23 protein-coding genes are annotated in these 20321 nt (G+C 34.7%); 8 read left to right on the top strand and 15 right to left on the bottom strand.

The genetic code is table 11. The features are described from left to right. Positions 1 to 40 precede the first annotated feature (40 nt). The 5 genes from MKY60_RS15355 (at position 41) to MKY60_RS15375 (ending at position 2909) form a co-directional block, all read left to right on the top strand. Positions 41 to 565 carry a tryptophan transporter gene (locus MKY60_RS15355; protein WP_090570147.1) on the top strand — a complete coding sequence of 175 codons (525 nt, stop codon included), beginning with the start codon at positions 41 to 43 and terminating at the stop codon, positions 563 to 565. A 111-nt stretch (positions 566 to 676) separates the two neighbouring features. After that, positions 677 to 1048 carry a YtxH domain-containing protein gene (locus MKY60_RS15360; protein WP_090570151.1) on the top strand — a complete coding sequence of 124 codons (372 nt, stop codon included), beginning with the start codon at positions 677 to 679 and terminating at the stop codon, positions 1046 to 1048. Positions 1049 to 1456: 408 nt separating this feature from the next. Next, entirely contained in the window at positions 1457 to 1993 is a 537-nt protein-coding gene (locus MKY60_RS15365; RefSeq protein WP_090570154.1) for an HTH-type transcriptional regulator Hpr, read from the top strand. Between the two features lie 114 nt (positions 1994 to 2107). Beyond that, on the top strand, positions 2108 to 2653 hold the full coding sequence (locus tag MKY60_RS15370; RefSeq protein WP_241598958.1) for a DUF3267 domain-containing protein: 546 nt from the start codon (positions 2108 to 2110) through the stop codon (positions 2651 to 2653). Between the two features lie 70 nt (positions 2654 to 2723). Further along, positions 2724 to 2909, top strand: coding sequence for a hypothetical protein (locus tag MKY60_RS15375; protein WP_093496579.1), 186 nt, complete (start codon positions 2724 to 2726; stop codon positions 2907 to 2909). A gap of 116 nt (positions 2910 to 3025) precedes the next feature. On the opposite strand, the gene MKY60_RS15380 is transcribed toward MKY60_RS15375, so the two are convergent. Next, a complete protein-coding gene (locus MKY60_RS15380) occupies positions 3026 to 3133 on the bottom strand; it encodes a YjcZ family sporulation protein (RefSeq protein WP_093496580.1) in 108 nt (35 codons plus the stop codon). A 140-nt stretch (positions 3134 to 3273) separates the two neighbouring features. Here MKY60_RS15380 and MKY60_RS15385 point away from each other — a divergent pair, with 140 nt between their 5' ends. Then, a complete protein-coding gene (locus tag MKY60_RS15385; protein ID WP_093496581.1) occupies positions 3274 to 4206 on the top strand; it encodes a peptidylprolyl isomerase in 933 nt (310 codons plus the stop codon). Positions 4207 to 4322: 116 nt separating this feature from the next. Here the strand turns inward: MKY60_RS15385 and yhaM are convergent, their stop codons facing one another. The 6 genes from yhaM to MKY60_RS15415 form a co-directional block, all read right to left on the bottom strand. Then, a complete protein-coding gene (yhaM, locus tag MKY60_RS15390) occupies positions 4323 to 5261 on the bottom strand; it encodes a 3'-5' exoribonuclease YhaM (RefSeq protein ID WP_090570168.1) in 939 nt (312 codons plus the stop codon). After that, positions 5258 to 7972, bottom strand: coding sequence for an ATP-binding protein (locus MKY60_RS15395; RefSeq protein WP_340880314.1), 2715 nt, complete (start codon positions 7970 to 7972; stop codon positions 5258 to 5260). Before MKY60_RS15395 ends, yhaM begins: the two co-directional genes overlap by 4 nt. Next, complete coding sequence (locus MKY60_RS15400) at positions 7969 to 9180, bottom strand: metallophosphoesterase family protein (RefSeq protein WP_340880315.1); 1212 nt, start codon at positions 9178 to 9180, stop codon at positions 7969 to 7971. The genes MKY60_RS15395 and MKY60_RS15400 overlap by 4 nt, the downstream gene beginning before the upstream one ends. Positions 9181 to 9276: 96 nt before the next feature. After that, positions 9277 to 9471: a hypothetical protein gene (locus MKY60_RS15405; protein ID WP_090570176.1), complete on the bottom strand. Its 195-nt coding sequence runs from the start codon at positions 9469 to 9471 to the stop codon at positions 9277 to 9279. A 17-nt stretch (positions 9472 to 9488) separates the two neighbouring features. After that, positions 9489 to 9800 carry a hypothetical protein gene (locus tag MKY60_RS15410; protein WP_340880316.1) on the bottom strand — a complete coding sequence of 104 codons (312 nt, stop codon included), beginning with the start codon at positions 9798 to 9800 and terminating at the stop codon, positions 9489 to 9491. After that, positions 9793 to 10008: a helix-turn-helix transcriptional regulator gene (locus MKY60_RS15415; protein WP_418939845.1), complete on the bottom strand. Its 216-nt coding sequence runs from the start codon at positions 10006 to 10008 to the stop codon at positions 9793 to 9795. The genes MKY60_RS15410 and MKY60_RS15415 overlap by 8 nt, the downstream gene beginning before the upstream one ends. A gap of 134 nt (positions 10009 to 10142) precedes the next feature. Here MKY60_RS15415 and MKY60_RS15420 point away from each other — a divergent pair, with 134 nt between their 5' ends. Beyond that, positions 10143 to 10328, top strand: a complete 186-nt coding sequence (locus tag MKY60_RS15420; protein WP_340880317.1) for a YhzD family protein — start codon at positions 10143 to 10145, stop codon at positions 10326 to 10328. Positions 10329 to 10438: 110 nt separating this feature from the next. On the opposite strand, the gene MKY60_RS15425 is transcribed toward MKY60_RS15420, so the two are convergent. From MKY60_RS15425 to MKY60_RS15445, 5 genes are all read right to left on the bottom strand, one after another. Further along, positions 10439 to 11284, bottom strand: a complete 846-nt coding sequence (locus MKY60_RS15425; protein ID WP_093496459.1) for an MBL fold metallo-hydrolase — start codon at positions 11282 to 11284, stop codon at positions 10439 to 10441. 352 nt (positions 11285 to 11636) lie between these two features. Further along, on the bottom strand, positions 11637 to 12416 hold the full coding sequence (locus tag MKY60_RS15430) for an enoyl-CoA hydratase (RefSeq protein WP_418939837.1): 780 nt from the start codon (positions 12414 to 12416) through the stop codon (positions 11637 to 11639). Positions 12417 to 13008: 592 nt separating this feature from the next. After that, the gene (locus MKY60_RS15435) at positions 13009 to 13353 is read right to left on the bottom strand and encodes a YlbF family regulator (RefSeq protein ID WP_090570206.1); all 345 of its coding nucleotides are present in this window, start codon (positions 13351 to 13353) and stop codon (positions 13009 to 13011) included. 19 nt (positions 13354 to 13372) lie between these two features. Beyond that, on the bottom strand, positions 13373 to 14518 hold the full coding sequence (locus MKY60_RS15440) for a DUF445 domain-containing protein (protein WP_093496463.1): 1146 nt from the start codon (positions 14516 to 14518) through the stop codon (positions 13373 to 13375). A gap of 63 nt (positions 14519 to 14581) precedes the next feature. Continuing rightward, entirely contained in the window at positions 14582 to 14971 is a 390-nt protein-coding gene (locus MKY60_RS15445; RefSeq protein WP_090570209.1) for a ferritin-like domain-containing protein, read from the bottom strand. Positions 14972 to 15043: 72 nt separating this feature from the next. Between MKY60_RS15445 and MKY60_RS15450 the strand changes: the two genes are divergently transcribed. Next, positions 15044 to 15247, top strand: a complete 204-nt coding sequence (locus tag MKY60_RS15450) for a YheE family protein (RefSeq protein WP_090570212.1) — start codon at positions 15044 to 15046, stop codon at positions 15245 to 15247. 58 nt (positions 15248 to 15305) lie between these two features. Here the strand turns inward: MKY60_RS15450 and MKY60_RS15455 are convergent, their stop codons facing one another. The 3 genes from MKY60_RS15455 to MKY60_RS15465 form a co-directional block, all read right to left on the bottom strand. After that, positions 15306 to 16571 (bottom strand): MFS transporter, encoded by a 1266-nt coding sequence (locus MKY60_RS15455; protein ID WP_241598952.1) that lies wholly within the window; start codon positions 16569 to 16571, stop codon positions 15306 to 15308. A 166-nt stretch (positions 16572 to 16737) separates the two neighbouring features. After that, positions 16738 to 18477, bottom strand: coding sequence for an ABC transporter ATP-binding protein (locus tag MKY60_RS15460; RefSeq protein WP_093496455.1), 1740 nt, complete (start codon positions 18475 to 18477; stop codon positions 16738 to 16740). Then, entirely contained in the window at positions 18474 to 20216 is a 1743-nt protein-coding gene (locus MKY60_RS15465) for an ABC transporter ATP-binding protein (RefSeq protein WP_241598951.1), read from the bottom strand. The genes MKY60_RS15460 and MKY60_RS15465 overlap by 4 nt, the downstream gene beginning before the upstream one ends. Between the last annotated feature and the right edge of the window lie 105 nt (positions 20217 to 20321).

Below are 20321 nucleotides of genomic sequence, written 5' to 3' on the forward strand. Positions count from 1 at the left end.
CAAAAAACAGAGCTTAGAATAGCTGAGGAGAGATGAGAAAATGAATACGAAGAATTTAGTTTTAATGGCCCTTTTAGTAGGTGTTGGAGCAGTTCTTTACATTATTATCCCAGGAATTAATGGTGGGATGAAACCAGATTTTATGCTTACGATGATGTTTATAGGGATACTATTATTCCCTAATGTAAAAAGTACTTTCTTGCTTGGTATTACAACAGGAGTTATTTCAGGACTGTTTTCTACTTTTCCAGGAGGTTTCGTTCCAAATATCATAGATAAAGCTGTAACTGCATTTGTTTTTCTAGGACTTGTATTAATATTAAACAAATTAGCCAATAAGGTAGCAGTCGGAGTAATCCTTACAGGAATTGGAACACTAATATCTGGTACGGTTTTCCTATCAACTGCCATTTTTGTTTTTGGTGCAGGTGCTATTTTCCAAGAATTATTCGTTATTGTAGTACTTCCGGCTATTGCTATCAATGCGATAGCATTCTTTATCATCTATCCGATTATTGGAAGTTTGATTAAACGGACTAATTTTGACACTGCGCTTACTGCTTAAATAAAAAACTATCTGCTTTCCTTTTCGAAGGAAAGCTTTTTTTGTCTAAAATAATATGTTTTAATTATTACAAGGTAAGGAATAATACATATAAGCAAAGGAGTGAATTTTATGAAACTAGCACCATTATTTTACGGTCTTGCAACTGGTCTACTAGTTGGGGCTTCTACTGTACTTATGACCACTCCAAAATCAGGTATGGAAGTTCGATCTTCCTTTAAGGCTTCCTCCAACGATTTTCGGGACAAGCTCTCAGACATAAAGCTTCAACTAGCAAGTGTGAAAAATTCGATAAACAACCTTACGAATTCTTCAAAAGAAGTAATTCCAAGTACAATTGAAGACCTTAAATCTAGTATTGCTCAATGGAAAAATGAAACTGCACCTTTACAAACGCAGCTTCAAGCAGAAATTTCATCTATTCAAGAAGCAATGGCAGAACTAGAAAAAAAGTTACCAAAGAAACAAGAAGCAACTGTTTAATACGAAATTCGCAAGCGGTCTGATGGTCTAAACCTGTTTCTATCGTTTTTTATGGGCTTTGGACAGGCTTATTGTTAATACGATTAACGAGTAAATTTTTAGGGATGCTGGTTGGTTGTGACGTCCGTCACAACCAACTAGCATCCCTTTTTTTTGTATATATTCTATTCTCCAATACAAATAGATCATTAGGTTTATGGAAAGCGAAATTTATAAAAGAGGATATACTTCAAAATTTCAAATAGTGGTATGTCCTCTTTTTTCTTGATAGCGAAATTTTAAACTACTTTCAATGTGACTAATAGTACTTTTTATTATAAATATAATAATATTATTTAAACTGGTATTCACTAACATACTTTCTTGCTATAATGTTTGAAAGAATTAAATACAGAAAGCAGGGTTTACATGGCAGATCAATTTTATACGATGAAAGAAGCAATGCTGTATAGTCAGCGAATAGCTCAACTATCTAAAGCACTTTGGAAAGCAGTAGAAAAAGATTGGCAAACATGGATAAAACCTTATGACTTAAATATTAATGAGCATCATATTTTATGGATATCATATCACCTACAAGGTGCAACTATTTCAGATATAGCAAAGTTTGGAGTAATGCATGTCTCGACTGCTTTTAACTTTTCAAAAAAATTGGAAGAACGCGGTCTACTTTCTTTTTCTAAAAGAGATACAGATAAACGTAATACGTATGTAGACGTTACAAAAAAAGGAAAAATACTTTTAGAAGAGATGTACGAAAATTACCATGTGACACAGCATGCTGTGTTGGAAGGATCCCTGCCTATAAAAGAACTATATGGGAAATTTCCTGATTTCATGGATGTAACTGCAGTTATTCGCAATATTTACGGGGATGATTTCATGGATATCTTCGAAAGATCTTTAAAAAATATCGAGGATACATTCAGTTCCAAAAGCGAATAATCTATGGTTTGAAAGCGTTTAATAAATATTTACAAATAAAGAGGTTGCTTTTTAGTATAAAAAGGATTATCTTATGTATCTAAATCAAATTTATATATATAGGAGTTGCATACCTTGCACTGCTGGAAAACAATTAATGTGAGAAAACAATATGGTTTGGAGAGATTGTTTATACTATCCTCTTTAGTAGTTATAATAGTTTTTTCATTTGCATATGCCTTATTAGGAATTATTAATAACACTCATAAATCAGATGATTACTTTTGGATATTTGTGATAGCATTTTTAGGACTCTATCCAATTCATAAATTATTTCACTTTATCCCAATGTTTCGTCATCGGGATAAAATAAAATTCATCGTTATTAAACAATTTAGATATTTCCCTACTTTACATTTACGGATTATAGAACCAATTTGTAAGAGTAGATTTCTTTTTATTTTAATGGCGCCATTTATATTTGTTAATGTCTTACTTATTATCGGAGCTTTAACAATTCCCATTTTTGCACACTATTTCACTATTTTATTTGCTTATCATTGTGGAATTTGCTTAATTGATCTAATTTATGCGAAAAATTTAAGTAAATCACCAAAGCGCGCTTTAATCGAAGAAACAGATGCTGGGTACGAAATTTTAATAGCGGAACCAAACTATTAACAATATGTAACACTTGTATATCCCCCTCATTGTTTGTTATGCTTAGTTAGTATATGAAGGGAGTCTAGACATGATTATATTCACGTTAGTTCTATTCTCAGCATTTTATTTGCTACAAATTAACCGAATGACATATGCTTTAGTAATGTCAAAAGAAATTCCGGAAGAGAAACATCCGAAGATTTTTCGCACGATCAATATTTTGATCACGATTCTTCTTGTTTCCTTTTATGTTGAGCTAGTTTATACAGTTTAAGAGAAAAAAAGTGGACCCAAATCATATGCATGATTTAGGGTCATTTCTTTTTTTCACACTACCAATTAAGCGAAACCAAGATCGATTTTTAGGCGATCTTAGTTTCACTTGTCAAATTAGTAGATAAACGCTGCACCTACAATGATCAATAAAATGAATAAAACAACGATCAAAGCAAAACCAGATCCACCGCTATATCCGCCACCGTTATATTGTCCGCTCATTTAAAACACCTCCTTTTCCATGTATCCTATGCGGTAATTTTAATAATCGGTAGGCAAATGAACGGGAACTATTTTTGTTTTTATATCGTTTATGTTATAGTAACAACTGGCAACACAAAGAAGTTAGGAGAGAAAATTTCATGAAAAAAACTGTATTAACATTAACACTTGCAGCATCTGTTCTTGCTTTAGGAGCTTGTAGCGAGGATTCAGCGGACAAAAGTGAAGTAATTGCAACATCAAAAGTTGGAGATATTACACAGAATGACTTGTATGAGGAAATGAAATCATCTATCGGTGATCAAGCGTTCCAATTGCTAATGATTGAAAAAGTACTTGCAGATAAGTACGAAGTTACTAAAGATGAAGTAAACACTCAATTAGAAGCTGATAAAAAACAGTTAGGTGAAAACTTTGAAGCGATGATCGCTCAACAGGGCTATACAGAAGACTCATACAAAAAATACTTAGAACTAAACCTATTGCAAGAAAAAGCTTTAATAGAAGATGTTAAAGTAGAAGAAGACGAAATTAAAGCTCAATATGAAAATACCAAAGATGAAATTAACGTTCGTCACGTTGTAGTGAAAGACGAAGAAACAGCTAAAAAAGTTAAAGCTGAAATTGACTCAGGTAAAGACTTTGCAGAAGTTGCAAAGGAATACTCCATTGAAGAGCCAGCTCAAACGACTGGTGGAGATCTTGGTTGGATTACAAAAGCATCTCCAATGGATGAGGATTTCTTAAAGGGAGCATTTGCTTTAGAGAAAAACGTCATCAGTGAACCTATTAAATCCAGCTTTGGTTACCATATCATTGAAGTAACTGATAAACGTACAATCGAAGAATCATATGAAGATAAAAAAGCACAAATTGAAAAAGAATTAAAGCTAGAAAAAGCAGACCAAACTACACTGTTGCCAAAAGTAGCTAAAATGATGAAAGATGCTAAAATCGATATTAAAGACAAAGATTTAAAAACAGCATTAGATGAGTTTTTAGCAGCAGCTGACACAGAAGCACCTGCAAAAGATGCGGAAGCTAAAACAGATGCAACTGAAGATGAAAAATAATTAAGACAAGCATAATAGTTGGTCGTGACTTCGGTCATGACCAACTTTTTTTATTTCCTGAGTTTCATACAAAAAGGAAAAGCGCAAAGGCAGTTATACCTTTACGCTTTTTACTCTTATTCAAATGTAGGCTTATAAAAGGAACGGTTTTCAAGTGGAAATAAACGCTCAGAGAATTCACCAGGGTTTGTTTTATCTAATGCACGATTAAGCATATTCATCTTTGCATCAATATTATCTATATAATGCAGCATTTCAGCTTCTCGAAGTGCAGGACGTTTTGGACTTCCCCACTCTTCTTTACCGTGGTGAGAGAGAACCATATGTTGTAACAACATTACTTCTTCTCCTTCTATTTCTAACTCTTCTGCTGCTTTAGAAATTTCGTTGACCATAATCGTAATATGTCCAAGTAAATTCCCTTCAATTGTGTACGTCGTTGCTACAGGGCCGGAGAGCTCTATGACCTTACCAATATCATGTAAGATGATTCCAGCGTATAGAAGGTCTTTATTTAACGTTGGATATAGATCACACAATGCTTTACCTAGCTTTAACATAGATACTACATGATCGATTAGTCCAGAAGCATAATCATGATGGTTTTTTGTCGCTGCTGGAAATGTCATAAACTCTGTCTGATGTTTTTTCATAAGATGTCTTGTAATACGTTGAATCAATGGATTTTTCATCTCAAAGAAGTATTGTAAAAGCTCCTCCATCAATTCTTCTTTTGGTTTTTCAGAGGATGGTACTAAATCATTTATCGCAATGGGCTCTTCTGATTTTACCGGTCGAATACTTTTTACACGCAATTGGAACTTTCCACGGTAATCCTGTATTTCCCCGCCAACACGAACAATTTGACTAGCACCATAAAGTTTTTCATGCTCGTCGTTCGTATCCCAAAGTTTTGCTTCAATATCTCCGCTCTTATCTTGTAATATTAGTGACATAAACGGTTTCCCAACGGTTGTTACACCTTTTGTTGATTGTTTGATAAGTAAGTAATGATCAACTGGATCGCCTACTCGTAATTGTGTAATGCCTTTCATTTCACAATCCCTACCTTTCTGGGTAATAATGTCGCTACTTGTATGACTAATGCATCTTCCCATACAAACTGCATATTGTCATGACATGTAAAATACAATAGTTGGTGTTCTTTTTGTAACTCTGCCATTAATTGTACCACTTGTTGAAGTCTGACACGATCGAAATGTACAAATGGATCATCCATTATTATTGGAAAGGGTGCTTTACTTTGTAAAGAGACTGCTAGTGCAACACGTAAGGATATATACGCTTGCTCTTTTGTCGCTTGGCTTAGCTCTGCAATTTTAAATCGCTGTCCAGAAGTTTTAACGACTTCAAAGCTTTCTTCTGGTGATAGGATCAATTGTTCATACGATTTGTTTGTAAGCAGTTGAAAATAATACTGTGCATTTTCTAATACTTCTGGGAGTCGCTCTTCTTTTAACTGCCTCATCATTTGTTTAATCGATTCAACGACTACTTTTTGAGCAGCCCATTTTTTCACAAGTTCATGTAGTTCTGCTTTTTTCTGTTCTATTAATTGTAATTGTTCACTCTGCTCTTCATCTTCTAATAATTTCTTCGTTTGATAGGATAAAGTAGCTTTTTCATCATTGTAGACATTTCTTTTTTGCTGAAGATGAAGTAATCTCCCCTTACACTCGTCCTCAAATCCATTTTCAAATTCATCTAGATTTATTTGTTTTCCAGCTAACTGCAAGTGAATATGATGTAATTCCTTTTCTAGCTCTACTTTTTGTTCATAAATAGAATATGCCATATAATAATCGCTTTCGGTTTCTGCATTAGCCTCATTATACAAAGTGTGGATTTGTTCGGTAAATGATTGCTGTTGGAAAAATAACTCCTGCTGCCTCTTTTCGAGTTCTGTTATCTTTTTCTCTTTATAGTCCTGGTCTTCTGATTTTTTCTTTTCTTCTAAATAGGATTCTCTTAATTGGTGAAATAGCATATCTTCAACTAGTTTAGTATGGATTTTTCTCTGTGCTTGTTCGTACAGGTCCTGTAATTGTAAACGTACTTCATAGAGCTTTGTTTCCATTTGGTCTAGTTGCATTTGTTGCTCCTGAATCATCCGTAGACGCTTAAAAAGTTCAGGCAATAGACTTGGTGATAATTGTTCATTAATATGATAACTAGTTAAAAAAACGGATACTTTTTGTGTTACATCCAGCTTCTTGTGTTCTATTTCATTAACCTTTTGCTTTAACGTAGAAATGGCTTGCTGTAAAGATTCCTGCTCCTTTTTTAATAACTCGGCATACGTTTGTACATCATTTGGTTGTTTTAACGAATTCATCATCAAGCTGAAGCCTACATATACAATTCCACTAATAATAATTGCAGTAAGAGCAACCATCCAATTCGATTGTGTAACCCCTATAACTATCCCGATTAAGAAAATGGCAGCAATAATGCCTAACATTATTCTATTAGCTGTTTTGTTCGAAGAAGTTTTATTTACTCTTTTTGACTCTGTTGCTCTTTGCTGTTGTTGTAGAAGATCCTGTTCCTTCATTTGTAATAATCGTTTTTCCTGCTGTAGCTCGAGCTCCAAGTTTTTTTCTGTTTGAAGAATCGTAACTAGTTTGTCCTCTTGTTGGATTGAAACATCTGCTTGTACTATATGTGATAAGCTTTTTTCCCAGTCAACTCCTACCAAAGCTAGCTGTTGCATTTGGTTTTGTAATGTTTTACTTTGTTCTTCTTCTATTTGTATTCTTTTGGAACGAAGCTGATGCCATTCTGCTTCTCGATTTAGAAAGGACAGTAATTCCTCTAATTGCTGAGTGGATAAGTTAGCCTCCTGGATTGTTAAAGTATCCAACTCTTTTTTCAACTGCTCCATATCTATATGGTTTTGAGTCAATTTATCTTTTATTAACTCAAATCTACGGATGCCGTCTGAGGGAAAAAACTGATGCTTTACTAATTCTAGCTCGCGGTTTAATTTGGTTTCTTTTTCTTTCAATGGTTTCAGTTGTTTCCATTCCAAATATCTTTGTAACTGCTTAGAAATCTCTAACTCTTGTTGATTTAGTTCCTCAATAATTGTATCAAGTTCGTTAAGACGTTTAATAGAAGGTTCATATTTTTCTACTTCCTCTAACTGATGCTTGTAGGTTGTTTCTAATTCACGAAGCTCTTCAATTTTCTGATTGATATGAGGCTTTCTACCTGATGGCTTAAATAGCTCGCCCATATCTTTTAAAAACTGATTCTCGACGATAGTTAAGGTATCGATTCCTGTCGTTCCAGATGATAACAACGTTCTCGTTAACTCTTCTTCTGTCATCTTCTCAAAGCCTTGTAGCTGGAGTAAGGAAAAAGAGAATATAGCTTCAAAATCTGTGCGGGAATACGAGTGCAGAATACTACCTAGTTCCTTTTCTCCTCCCCGACTACCATCTGAATAATATACAGTAACGTCTCCACTCGCTTTGCCCTTTACTCTCTCAATAGTTACAGGTTGTCCGTGATCATCTATGATTTGAATTTTACCTCCATAGGACGCATTACTTTTCGGCTCATATCGAAGTAACTGTGCATTCCTTTGTGGAAATCCAAAAAATATATGCAAGATGAATTGTTGGATGGTAGTCTTTCCTGCTTCATTCTCACCAAAAAACACGTTTATGCCATTGTTCAGATCAACTTCTACATTCTCATGTTTTCCAAAGCCATATATATGAAGTTTTACAAGTTTCAATTGTTATTCCCCCTTGTAATAGCCTTGGAAACTATTAAATCGGCTTCTTTTAGAACTTCCTCGATAAAGTTATGATCGATTGGCTGTAGATAACGGCTTCCTTTTGTATGCTGATAAAGTTCTTTTAAAGCTAGCTTCCATTCAGATGTATCCCAATTACTAAGAGCAGATAGCAGCATTGCTGATTCCGTGCTCTGCTCAATTGGAGAAGTTATGTGTAAATCCTTTACTATTAAAAAGATGTTAGCAAGTTCTAGGCTCTCTTGTATCAATGATAGCCAGTCGGCAATATTAGTTGACTGTAGTAGTTCAATCGTATCCTCTGTTATCCCATTTAAAGTAAGCTCTATAATCGCAGAGCCATGTATTTGACTATACCTTATCAACTCATTTTGAATAAATTCGATCAATTCATTAGCGTGGATCATGTCGCTACAATCAATAGAAAGCTCTTCATAAATGAAAGCAGATGAAGGAATAAATTGAAGATCTGCCTGATTGTTTAGCATTGACACATCGTAAAATCCTTTCACTCCTTTTTCATTTCGATGCCTGCTTTGGGTATTTCCAGGATAAACAATTGGTGGTTCTGAATGGATAAGTTGGCGCTTATGGATATGACCTAGCGCCCAATAATGATAGCCTTTCTCTAGCAAATCATTTTTTCTAAACGGCGCATATACATCATGCTCATTATTACCTTCTACACTACCATGGAGCATCCCTATATGAATCTCACCTGGTTTTGCAACAGGATAGAAGCTATGCATAGGTTCCTGAATATGACGCTCTTTATAGCTAAACCCTGTGATATGTACTAATCCATCAGTTAACTGTAGAGTTCTGGTTTCAACTTTCTCATCGAATACATATACATTTGACGGCAATTGAAAACGAGCCCAATTACCACTTAAATGATCATGGTTTCCATAGCAGATAAACACTGGAATATTATCTGCTTCCAATGCTTCCATTCCTTTTTGAAATAAATGCTGCGCACGAAGACTACGGTTTTCTCCATCATAAATATCACCGACTATTAAAACAAAATCTGGCTTACTTTCAATCGCATATTTAATGATGTTTTGAAATGCTTGGAAAGTACTTTCTCGTATATCTTTCCATCTGTTCTTAGCGATAGAGGAAATACCTTTAAAAGGGCTATCCAAATGTAAATCTGCCACATGTAGAAATCGTATTCTTGCCATCAAGTACCCTCCATTCAAAAATAGAATATTTGTTCCTATTTTATCATAAAGAAAAGACTGTATACAACTAAATGTATACAGTCCCCTACTTTATCATTATACACTTTTACGTTCTATTTTTATTTGCCGTATAGTTAAGTTTAGTCCAGTTAATCCGGCAAACAGAGCAGGAGGAACACTAAATAGTAAAAACTTCCATTGGCCTGTAATCAACGAAACAATCAAAAACAATCCTGGAATTACAATTAAAGCGCATAATGAAACAATTAGTGCAACTTTCGTATTTTGCATTTTATATTCCTCCTTATTTAGTTTTCTTGATTAGCAATAATTGCTCCAATTGAATAGGAAACCATATGAACTACCCATAGGCCTGTTAGTAGGAAAAAGGTCAATCCAGGACCTTCCATTACTATAACAATCATCCACACAACTAGGATTGCAATAGTCGTCGCTATCCACGAATAGGACCGCGCTCTTCCATGAATTCTATTGTATCGTTCATCAAACCATCTCTTTTTCTTTCCAATTTTCCGATTGATCATAAAAACAATACCCGTAATAATAATTCCTAGTGGCAAACCAATCAAAAATGTAAACAAATCAAATTCTTCATACATCCTTTTCATCCTCCTCATAAATAAATATATCCTCGATCGTACATTTGAAAAGTTTAGATAGCTTAAATGCCAAATTAATAGAAGGATTATATTTTCCTTTTTCTAAAGATATGATTGTTTGTCTAGACACATCAAGTTTCTCTGAGAGTTCATCCTGTGTCATTCCAAATGACATCCGTTTATCTCGAACGTAGTTTTTCAATTTCATCCTCCTTCTCTGTAAAGTTAACTTTACGTAAAGTATACTTTACTCCATTTTATATTGTCAAGCTTACTTTACATTTTATTTTCATAATCTTTTGTGTATAATATATAGTAGAATAATAAAGGGGTGTTTTGGTCATGAAACCATACAAATTTACTGCGTTTGAACCAACAGGTGAACTAATTATAGAAGAAACTTGGGAGTACGAAAATGATGATGAAGCAAAACAAAAAGGGGAAGCAATTATTGAAGAAAAAGGATTTGCCAATAAAACACATCGCCTTGTAAATAGCTCTGGAAAACTAGTATTATTTCATGTATAAAAATGATCATCATATTCATATTTTCAAACATCTAAAAAAAGCCACCTCATTGGATTTAAATGAGGTGGCTTTTGTTTTCATTTTATGGTTCTATAAGTTCTATAGAATTATTATTTTTGAATCACATGATCATTCACAAATGCTTTTATGAAAAACAATTCATTCTCATTTGGCTCCCTATTGTTTTCTACCCTAAAGAATTCTAAAGCATTTTCTAGAGAAGGCGATTTAACAGCTTCACTAGATGCTGATAACTCTTCCCAGTAGATGTTCATTTCCTTTAAATCGCAAATAGATTCGTGACCAAGGAGGAACATTTCAGCATCATATTTTTGAATGTCTTTAATCATACTTAATAACATAGATTGCTTGTAATGAAATAGAGAATTTGTAGTTGTACCATATGCACAATCACCTAAAAAGATAAACTTTTCATTAGGAATATAAATAATGGTGGAGTCATCTGTATGAGTACTGTTGATTTTTTCAATTATACAAACTTTATTACCCAAATCAATAGTTAGTGTATTTTCAAAGACTATCTCAGGAGATTTTAACATACAGTTGTCTCTGTTCGGCATGTCAGTTTGTATGATTTTCATACACATAGTACTAATTTGGTTATTATTCACATTGTTTTGAAGTGAAATATCGTCATAAGAATAACTATTCCATTCTTTTATCTTCTCGCTTGTTAGGCTATTAGTTATAACAATTGCATCAAATTCATTCATGCCCAAGATATGATCCCAATGTGCATGGGTAATGACCATATATTTAATTGGTGGTACATTTAGCTTTTCGATTTCTCGTAAAAAGTCTTTAGCATGTTGGGTAGAATTACCCGAATCTATTATTAAACTATATTGGTCACCACATACAAGCCCTAATGTTGGTCTTTCATTATCATCTTTATTAGGTAAATAATAAATAGTATCACTGAATTTATTTAACATGTTCTTTCTCCTCTATTCTAGATATAATTCTATGAAAGAGAAAATCTACATGCTTATTCTAAAATTAATAAAATAATTTAAGATTTCCTCATCTTATTTTTTACCATTGGACGTAAACCTCCTTGTATTACTAAGAAAATTATAACATAGTAAATTATATATTAAGAATATTTAAAAAACGTTTTTTACACTCAGTTTTTAATAATTAGAGTAGAGGGTATAGCAGACTTCCAATTCAATCCTTTTTCCTTCATAACCTATAACTACACCTTCAGACGACACAAAGTTCAGATAAATTTCAAATTTAACAAAAAAAGAAGATCAATTTAATGACCTTCTCACTTTTGTTTACTTATTTACCTTTAAACTCTGGCTTTCGCTTTTCAACAAAAGCCTGAATACCTTCTTGATGATCTTCCGTTTTTCGCATTGCTGATTGTGCAACAGCTTCTCTTTCTAGAACGGATTGTAGTTCTTTTAATTTTGTTGCGTGTAAAATTTCTTTTGATGCAATCATGGCAGCAATTGGTGACTGAATTAGCTTTTGTGCATAGGAAGCTGCAGTTGCAGATCCTAAACCATCTGAAGCAACTTCATCCACAAGTCCGATTTTTTGTGCTTCTATTCCAGTGAAAAGCTTTCCGCTCCACATAAGCTGTTTTGCTTTTGGGATACCCACTCTTTCTTTTAGAAAGAAATGACCACCCCCATCCGGAACTAGCCCAATTCCGATAAAGTTCATAGCAAGCTTGCTGTTTTCTTCCGCAATGATAATATCGCAGCCTAATACCATACTAAATCCTAATCCCGCTGCTGCCCCGTGTACAGATGCAATAGTAATCTGTGGTAACATATATAAAGTTTTAGCAATCCGAGTGAGGTAAGTCATCGCTTCATCAATATCAAAAGGATTCTCTTTATCTAGCATCGCTTTAATGTCTCCACCTGCAGAAAATGCGCGCCCCTCTCCTTTAATAACTAGTACTTGAACAGATGTGTCTGATTGAAGAGATTCTAGGCTTTCTGCCAACTCTCTCATCATCACTCCATTCATCGAATTCATTGCTTCTGGACGATTCATTGTTAAAGTCGCAATACGGCCTTCTTTTTCTAACAATAAAGTATTATACATATACATTCCCCTTTGTAAGTGAATAGTCATTCATTCTTCTATTAAATTCGCCATTAAACTTTTAAGTCCTGCTGAAAAAGCAAAAACTATTTACTTGCGTTGGCATGGCGGTTACTTGCTCTTCTACTATTTTTACTTGCTTTACTCTGTAGTTAACTTGTGCTTCTTCCCCAGTTACTTCTGCTAGATAGCGATTTACTTGAGGAAAGGATAAAATTACCATAGTAATTTACTAATTCAAAGCCTAAATGTGTAGAATTGAGCTACTAAAGGTCTTTTTCTAATTAGTAGGTCGACTGCAATGAAAAGTATCTTTAGCTAATCTTGCATTCAGGTGTTCATCACAAAGGCAGGATATTAATTGATTGATTGTAGCGGAAGTCGGCGACTCCAGCGTGATTAGCGTTAGACGAAGCCCCGCAGCGTAGCGAGAAGGCTGAGGCAACGCCCGCGGAAAGTATCCGACTGAAGTGAAAATAATAGCGGTATCATTAATTATCAACAACTTAGTGTACACGTACTTTTGAATATACTTTATTAAAAAACAAAAAAGAACCTCTCCTGTAATAGGAAAAGTTCTTTCGTTTATTTCTTAGATGCCTTCATAAAGTTCTTGAACAGGCTTGATCAAAACACGATTTACTTCTTCAATTAGTTGACTTAGAGCCATTTCTGCTTGAAGCATGTGGAATATTTTTTCGTTTCCTTGCGCGAGCTGAGCTGTTTTTTGTGCATACTCAATCTCTTCTCCGGAAATTTCTTCTCCATTCATTTGCTTCTCTTGTAATGACAATTGAACCTTACGGAAACTTTGGAATAAAGCTAGAGCCTCTTCATCCGCTTTTACAGATTCTACTGCAGTCTGTACATTGGAAAATTCATCTGTTTGGCGTAGAGTTTTTTCTAATTTGTTAATGTCATCATAAATGTTAATCATGTTAGTAAGCTCCTTTAGTTTAAGTAGTAAAGAATACAATTAGTCCTTGAATAATACCGATAAGTCCACCAAGAACACCACCTAAAATGGTAATCATTTTGAACTCTCTCTTTGAAATACCAAGAACAATTTCTTCTAGTCGAGATACTGGGAAAGTATCTACTTGCTCTTTTACCATATCTTCTAATTTCATTTTACGCAAGACTTCTTCTAGCTTTGTTTCTGCTTCCTGGAATGCAAATGTCGTCACTTTCGGAATAAGATATGACTCGGTCCATCCAGTTACTCCTGGGAAGTAATGAATGAAACTATAATTCAATCTTTCTTCGATTGCCAACTGCTCTGTCAAATATACTTTAACATTTTTAACAATAGGCTCAAAGTCAAAGCCTTCCATCATTTCATTAAGTGGGCGATCCTTTAATTTCTCCCATTCACTTCTTACTATTTTTTCTAGCATATTTTTCGTTCCTGGCGCTCTTAGGAATTTTAATATTTCCGGTTGAACTTTTCCAGCAAGTGATGAAGATTCACCCATGAACATTTGAATCATATTACCTAATGTCCCTTTTGTAGACAGAAAATCATCAATAAGATTTTTTACTGTTTGCTTACCTTCATCCGATTCAAAGAAACCTTCACCTTTAAGTAGAATGTACGAAACGATTTCCCCAACTTTAGTATCCGCTTTTTGCTGCCAATCAATTGGTGCAAGCTGACGTATTGTTTCTTTTTCAAATCTAGTTTTTAATTGACTAAATTGCACGTCCACCTGTTCTTCTATTTTACTCTTTACAATAGTAGGCACGCTTTCTAGTCCAGCAAGTTTCAACCAATCATTTATCGTTTTGTCCGATTGAAAGATTTTATCGTTCAGTTGCTCCGTTAAGAAATGAGCTGCTTTATTTTTCATTTCTTCGTTAAAATATTTTTTTTTAAAGATATCAGGCGTTAATAAATGCTGGATAACAGTATTACCCAGTTGTTTTGCAAGCTCATCACGTCTTTTAGGGATCAGACCAGGTGTGAATGGGATGCGCCACGAGCCTATATATTTTGCCTCATGCGGTCTGAATAACATCTTAATAGCAAAGTGATTAGTTACTGATCCAATAGCTGCTCCAACTATCGCCATGAATGTGATTGTCCATAAAAAATCCATCAATTTCACCTTTTTCCTCTAGCTTCTAGATTATTATAGCAGAGGATAGGCAAACACTAAAAGAATTTACAATAAATGCAGCAAGGTAGTCAGACGTATTGCATGTTCGGTCTCGTCATGCATCGCAACAAATAAGGGTGCATAGGCTTGTTGAATTGGTATTTGCAAGACCATCTCCTTATAAAGCTCCGCTGCTTCTAATTCATCTTTAATCGCATTTTTTAAGCAATCATTCAAATCTGTACATAAAACAGGTTCCGGAAAGTTTTGTACAAATGTACCGGTCAGCATATAATAGAGTTGTTGGAACATTTCGTAATGACTTTTTTCATCCTCATAAATATGTTCGATAAAACCTTGAAAATACGGATCATCAGTCAATTTATACATAGAACGATAAAAATGATAATCTTGATATTCATTAAGTATGGCCTGCCTTAACTGTTCATTAAACAATTCGATGCTCCTTCACTAATCATTTATATTAGTGTATGCGAACAAATTCACTCACATGAAAGGTTGATATCCTTGCTACAACACTTTAGCTTTAAACCACTCTATGAAAACAAACAACTTCCAGGTTGGTCTGTATCTTTTTTTTATAAACAACAAAGATACGCCGCAGAATATGAACCGGATGGAACGATTAAATGGCTCGGTGAAACACCAGCAGATGAAGAAACAGTGAAAAAAATGATACATGAACTAATGCTTTTTCATGTGTATGACTGAGGTGTCCTCGTGTAAGAAACATTCACGTTTATCAGAACAAACGTGAATGTTTCTTTTTTCATGTTTGTTTCTTACCCAGGGTACTTTTTCGCCCAAATAAAATATAAAAATAGGTAGATGCAATAATATAAAGAATCCCTGTAATCGTAAATGTATAAGCATATCCCCAGTAAAAGCCAAATGTCATGACAAGTCCCGTTGATATAGCCCCAGTACTTGCCCATCCCACATTAAAAACCATTTGATTTACTGAATTGGCAAGCCCCTTATAATTGTCCTGTACTAAGTCCATTGCAATTGCACTTTGAATAGGATTACCAGCATTCATGAGGGCCTGGCGCATTAAAAAGGCAATAGAAGCAATGATTAAAGAATTGGTATAACCCGTGATAAACAAAAATGGTATCGAGAGTAGCTGGAAAATCACTAATGCCTTTACTTTCCCAACCTTCTTTACAAGGGCTGGCCCAAGTAGCATCGCAACTGCAGCCATCGCAGACCCTAACGACAAGATTAGTCCAATATATGTGTTCGATGCATCGAATCGGTTAGAAAAGTACAAGTTCAAGTAAGGGATAACAAGACCGGAACCTGTTCCAATTAATAGATTCGCAACTCCAAATAACACAATAATCTTTAGATTTTTTCTAAAACCACTTGGAGTATTTCCACCGGATTCTTCTGTATGTTCATCCGAATCTATCTCTATTTGTATTGGTTTCAACTGAAATAATGGAACTATTCCAATCGTAAAAATAATTGCTCCAATAATTAGTACGTACATAATAGAATCTACAGTAGAAATATTACCAATTATATGAAGTGCATCTGCTAACACTCCCCCACCGAGACTACCAACAACACTTGCTATGGTCATTAATGAAAAATGAATACTAAAAAGATGCATTCGTTCACTGGCTTTCGAGTTTTCAGCGAGAAAAGGAACACCAGACACTTGCACTAATGCCATAAACAAACCAGTAAAAAATGCAGCATAAATTAGTGATTGTTCCCCCGTAACTAAACTTCTGTAGAATAAGGTACCAGCAGCAACTATAGCACCTGTAATAATAATTCCTTTTCTACCTAGTCGGTCACTTAGATATCCAGCAGGGATTAACATTATTGCCGAAGCAAGAGATGTCATAGAGATAATTTTACCGTTCAATGTTTCGGGAAACCCAAGTTCCTTTATATATAAATTGTACATAACTAAAAATACACCCATTCCTACTTGAATGAGTAAATTTGCAAGCATGAACATTTTGATGTTTCTATTGAATGATGTGATGCTTTTTTTCCAACCTGCAAACCAATCCATCATATTTTACCTCTTCTTTTTTATTTCGATACACTAAATATACGATTATCGTTAGAAAATTTCAATATATAATTGTTGGCCCGGACTTATAAACAGTTCGCTTGGGCGCATGGCTTGGTTTCTCTGGTGGATAACCAATTAAACAAAAAAGGGAATATCCCCGCATGTGTTATACATGCTGAGATATTCCTGCTTGTAATTTATACATTTGTTCATAGCGACCTTGTAGCTGTATTAACTCGTCGTGAGATCCACTTTCAACAATTTCTCCACGGTCTAGTACTAAAATGCGATCAGCATTCTTAATAGTAGAAAGTCGATGAGCGATGATAAAAGTAGTTCTTCCTTTTTTCAATACATCCATTGCATGTTGAATAATTTCTTCCGTTTCCGTATCAATATTAGATGTCGCTTCATCCAAAATTAAAATAGCCGGATCAAATGCAAGGGCTCTAGCGAAGGAAACGAGCTGACGTTGACCAGAAGATAACGTGCTCCCCTTTTCTATAACGGGTTCATCCAAGCCTTTTTCTAGATTTTTCAAAACCCGTTCTCCTCCGACAGCCTCTAAAGCGGCCTCAACCGTCTCTCGAGTAATACGCGGATCACTTAAGCTGACATTTGACTCTATCGTTCCTGAAAACAAATAAGGGTCCTGTAAAACTATACCCATATGATCTCGAATTGTTTGTCTTGGTAATGTTGTTATATCTGTACCATCTATTAAAATTCTCCCTTTTGAAGGATCATAGAAGCGGAACAACAAGTTCATAATAGAACTTTTACCTGATCCTGTATGACCAACAAGCGCTACAGTTTCGCCTTTATTCGCAACAAAGTTCAAATTTTTCAAGACATATTCATCTGCTTTATATGCAAAAGAAACATTTTGAAACTCCACATTTCCTTCATATCGTTTCATACGTTCATCTTTTACTTCTTCCCCTGTTTCATCAAGTAATTGGAACACACGTGTTCCAGCAACCAATGATCTTTCTAACTGAGCGAATTGGTTAACAATCCCTGTAATCGGATTAAATAATCGAGTCGTATAATCTACGAATGCATAAAGCATACCAGCTGAAATGATTGCATTCGGCTCCATAGATAAGCTTCCGAAATACCAGATGAACATAACAAACATAATCGTACGGAGTACACTTACTAAGTTAAATGAAGTTGCTGAGTCTAAAGTAAGTAACTTTTTCTGATATCTATAATGTTCTTCATTCATCTCCTCAAATTCACGTTCCATTTGCTTCTCTCGTTTAAATGCTTGGATAATAGACATCCCTTGAATAGATTCATTCAACATAGCATTTAAATCGGCAATCTTTGTACGAACTACATGATTATATTTAGATGCATACTTTCGATAAGCGATCATCCAAATATACACAATTGGAACTACGAATAGTGCCATTAAAGCCATTTGTACATTTAAGATGAACAGAGCAACATAAACCCCTGCAATAGAAATAATACTAGTCGCAAATTGAGATAATACTTGCACATATAAATTACGAATTGCTTCTGTATCGTTTGTTACACGTGCTACAACTTTTCCAGCAGGCAAGTTGTCAAAATACTGTATTGGCAACGTTTGAATATGCCCGAAAACATCATTTCGGAGCTTCTGAACAACTCGATTTGCACCAATCTGTAAATTGATAAACATAAAATATCTAAAAACCGCTGTTACAATTGCTAAACCAAAATAGACTGCCAGTAACATTAATATAGGCTGAAGATTAATAGCTCCTTCAGTAATATGATCATCGATAATTTTCTTAGCTATAAATGGACCTGTTAAATCAGCAAAGACCGCAATAGTTAAAAAGAGTATACCGAGAATAATTGGCTTTTTGTAAAATAACGCATAATGGTAGAGTCGTTTTCCTGTACTCATGACGACACCCCCTCTAGCTGTTGACGATCGTATTGCTCTTTGTACCAACCATTTTGTGTCAGAAGTTCTTCATGAGATCCTTCTTCCACAATAAGACCTTCATCCAAAACGATTATATGGTCAGCATGTTGGATTCCCGATAATCGATGCGTCGTAATAATTGTTGTCTTTCCACTACGTTCATTTTGTATATTTTCGATAATTTTAGCTTCCGTCTTTGCATCTACTGCTGATAGAGAATCATCTAACAGTAAAATTTCTGGATTTTTAATAAGGGCACGAGCAATGGATACACGTTGTTTTTGTCCACCAGATAAGGATACACCTTTTTCTCCCACTAACGTTTCTAAGCCCATCGGTAAATTCATTAGATCCTTTTGGAAATGTGCTAGACGAATCGCTTCTTCTAACTCATCTTCCGTCGCATCCTCTTTACCAAAAAGAATGTTTTGACGAATCGTTCTAGAAAACAAAACATGATCCTGTGGAACATATCCTATCCATTCGAGAACCTGATCTTTCGTTTGCGCTGAAATAGCAGTTTCTCCTATTGTTAGCTGCCCCGCTCCAATTGGATATTCCTTTAATAACTGCTTCATAAAAGTAGTTTTACCGGAACCAGTTTTGCCTACAATCCCGAGTGTTTGACCTTTCTGTAGCTTCACTCGAATGTTTTGAAGGTTTTTTACCTGGGACAACGGGTATTGGAATCCAACATCCGTAAACCCAATTGATTCCACACTATTTAACTGAACTGGTGAAATAGGGTCTTTTACGTCTTGATCGTAGTTTAATGTTTCTTGCACACGATCCAGCGATGCATTTCCACGTTGCATTACATTGATTAACTCACCAATTGCAAACATCGGCCAAATTGCCATTCCTAAGTACACGTTAAAAGTGATTAAATTCCCAACAGTCATTTCACCTTTTGATACTAGATAAGCACCATATCCTAGGGCAACTACATAACTAATACCAGTTCCCACTTTAGTAATTGGTCCAAAGAGTGCATCAATTCGTTCTACAATCATATTTTTCTCATAAACTTCTTCACTCATATTAGCAAAGTTCTGTTCATCTGCTCTTTCTTGGACATAAGCACGAATTACTCGAACCCCAGCAACCGATTCTAATACACGGTCATTTAAATCCCCAAACGCATCCTGTGCAACCATATATTTTTCGTGAATAATCTTACCAAGGTATTGCATTATAAAAGCTAAAATAGGTATTGGTAATATTGCAAAAATAGTAAGTTTCCATGAAATTAGAAAGCCCATTGCAAGAATAAGTGCAGCCATATACATGGTCGAATCAATTAATGTCATAATCCCAAATCCTGCAGTGGTTGCTACTGCATTCAAATCATTTGTTGCACGGGCCATTAAATCACCCGTACGATTTTTTTCATAAAAAGTAGGAGTCATATTCAAAAATTTTAAATTTAACTTTGAACGTAATATACGCTCAATTGTGATCGAACCACCAAATAATTGATATTGCCAAACAAAGTTAAGTCCATAACCTATAATAATTATTCCAACAAAATAGAGTACATATTGCATTAAGGATTCTTTTGTCATTTCTCCCATAGTAATTGCATCGATCGCCTCACCAACTAACCAAGGTGGCAAAACCTCAAATGCACTAGCAATTATTAACAAACTAACTGCTACTGTATAACGCTTCCAATGATCTTTAAAAAACCATTTCAATTTAAATAAAACAGAAAACATTGTATAACCCCTCTTTTCTTCTTTCTACACATTACTTAATAGCTATCCACCTTCAAGAGATTCCTTTAATAAAATTTGCTTTGTCCGTTGAATATTCATATTCAA

Source organism: Psychrobacillus sp. FSL K6-1415 (assembly GCF_038003185.1).
GTDB classification, from domain to species: domain Bacteria; phylum Bacillota; class Bacilli; order Bacillales_A; family Planococcaceae; genus Psychrobacillus; species Psychrobacillus psychrodurans.

Excerpts from the sequence above, each read along its gene's own strand:
- MKY60_RS15355 (WP_090570147.1), top strand. The coding sequence starts at position 41 with ATGAATACGAAGAATTTAGTTTTAATGGCCCTTTTAGTAGGTGTTGGA.
- MKY60_RS15360 (WP_090570151.1), top strand. The coding sequence starts at position 677 with ATGAAACTAGCACCATTATTTTACGGTCTTGCAACTGGTCTACTAGTT.
- MKY60_RS15365 (WP_090570154.1), top strand. The coding sequence starts at position 1,457 with ATGGCAGATCAATTTTATACGATGAAAGAAGCAATGCTGTATAGTCAG.
- MKY60_RS15375 (WP_093496579.1), top strand. The coding sequence starts at position 2,724 with ATGATTATATTCACGTTAGTTCTATTCTCAGCATTTTATTTGCTACAA.
- MKY60_RS15380 (WP_093496580.1), bottom strand. The coding sequence starts at position 3,133 with ATGAGCGGACAATATAACGGTGGCGGATATAGCGGTGGATCTGGTTTT.
- MKY60_RS15385 (WP_093496581.1), top strand. The coding sequence starts at position 3,274 with ATGAAAAAAACTGTATTAACATTAACACTTGCAGCATCTGTTCTTGCT.
- yhaM (WP_090570168.1), bottom strand. The coding sequence starts at position 5,261 with ATGAAAGGCATTACACAATTACGAGTAGGCGATCCAGTTGATCATTAC.
- MKY60_RS15400 (WP_340880315.1), bottom strand. The coding sequence starts at position 9,180 with ATGGCAAGAATACGATTTCTACATGTGGCAGATTTACATTTGGATAGC.
- MKY60_RS15405 (WP_090570176.1), bottom strand. The coding sequence starts at position 9,471 with ATGCAAAATACGAAAGTTGCACTAATTGTTTCATTATGCGCTTTAATT.
- MKY60_RS15410 (WP_340880316.1), bottom strand. The coding sequence starts at position 9,800 with ATGTATGAAGAATTTGATTTGTTTACATTTTTGATTGGTTTGCCACTA.
- MKY60_RS15415 (WP_418939845.1), bottom strand. The coding sequence starts at position 10,008 with ATGAAATTGAAAAACTACGTTCGAGATAAACGGATGTCATTTGGAATG.
- MKY60_RS15420 (WP_340880317.1), top strand. The coding sequence starts at position 10,143 with ATGAAACCATACAAATTTACTGCGTTTGAACCAACAGGTGAACTAATT.
- MKY60_RS15425 (WP_093496459.1), bottom strand. The coding sequence starts at position 11,284 with ATGTTAAATAAATTCAGTGATACTATTTATTATTTACCTAATAAAGAT.
- MKY60_RS15430 (WP_418939837.1), bottom strand. The coding sequence starts at position 12,416 with ATGTATAATACTTTATTGTTAGAAAAAGAAGGCCGTATTGCGACTTTA.
- MKY60_RS15435 (WP_090570206.1), bottom strand. The coding sequence starts at position 13,353 with ATGATTAACATTTATGATGACATTAACAAATTAGAAAAAACTCTACGC.
- MKY60_RS15455 (WP_241598952.1), bottom strand. The coding sequence starts at position 16,571 with ATGATGGATTGGTTTGCAGGTTGGAAAAAAAGCATCACATCATTCAAT.
- MKY60_RS15460 (WP_093496455.1), bottom strand. The coding sequence starts at position 18,477 with ATGAGTACAGGAAAACGACTCTACCATTATGCGTTATTTTACAAAAAG.
- MKY60_RS15465 (WP_241598951.1), bottom strand. The coding sequence starts at position 20,216 with ATGTTTTCTGTTTTATTTAAATTGAAATGGTTTTTTAAAGATCATTGG.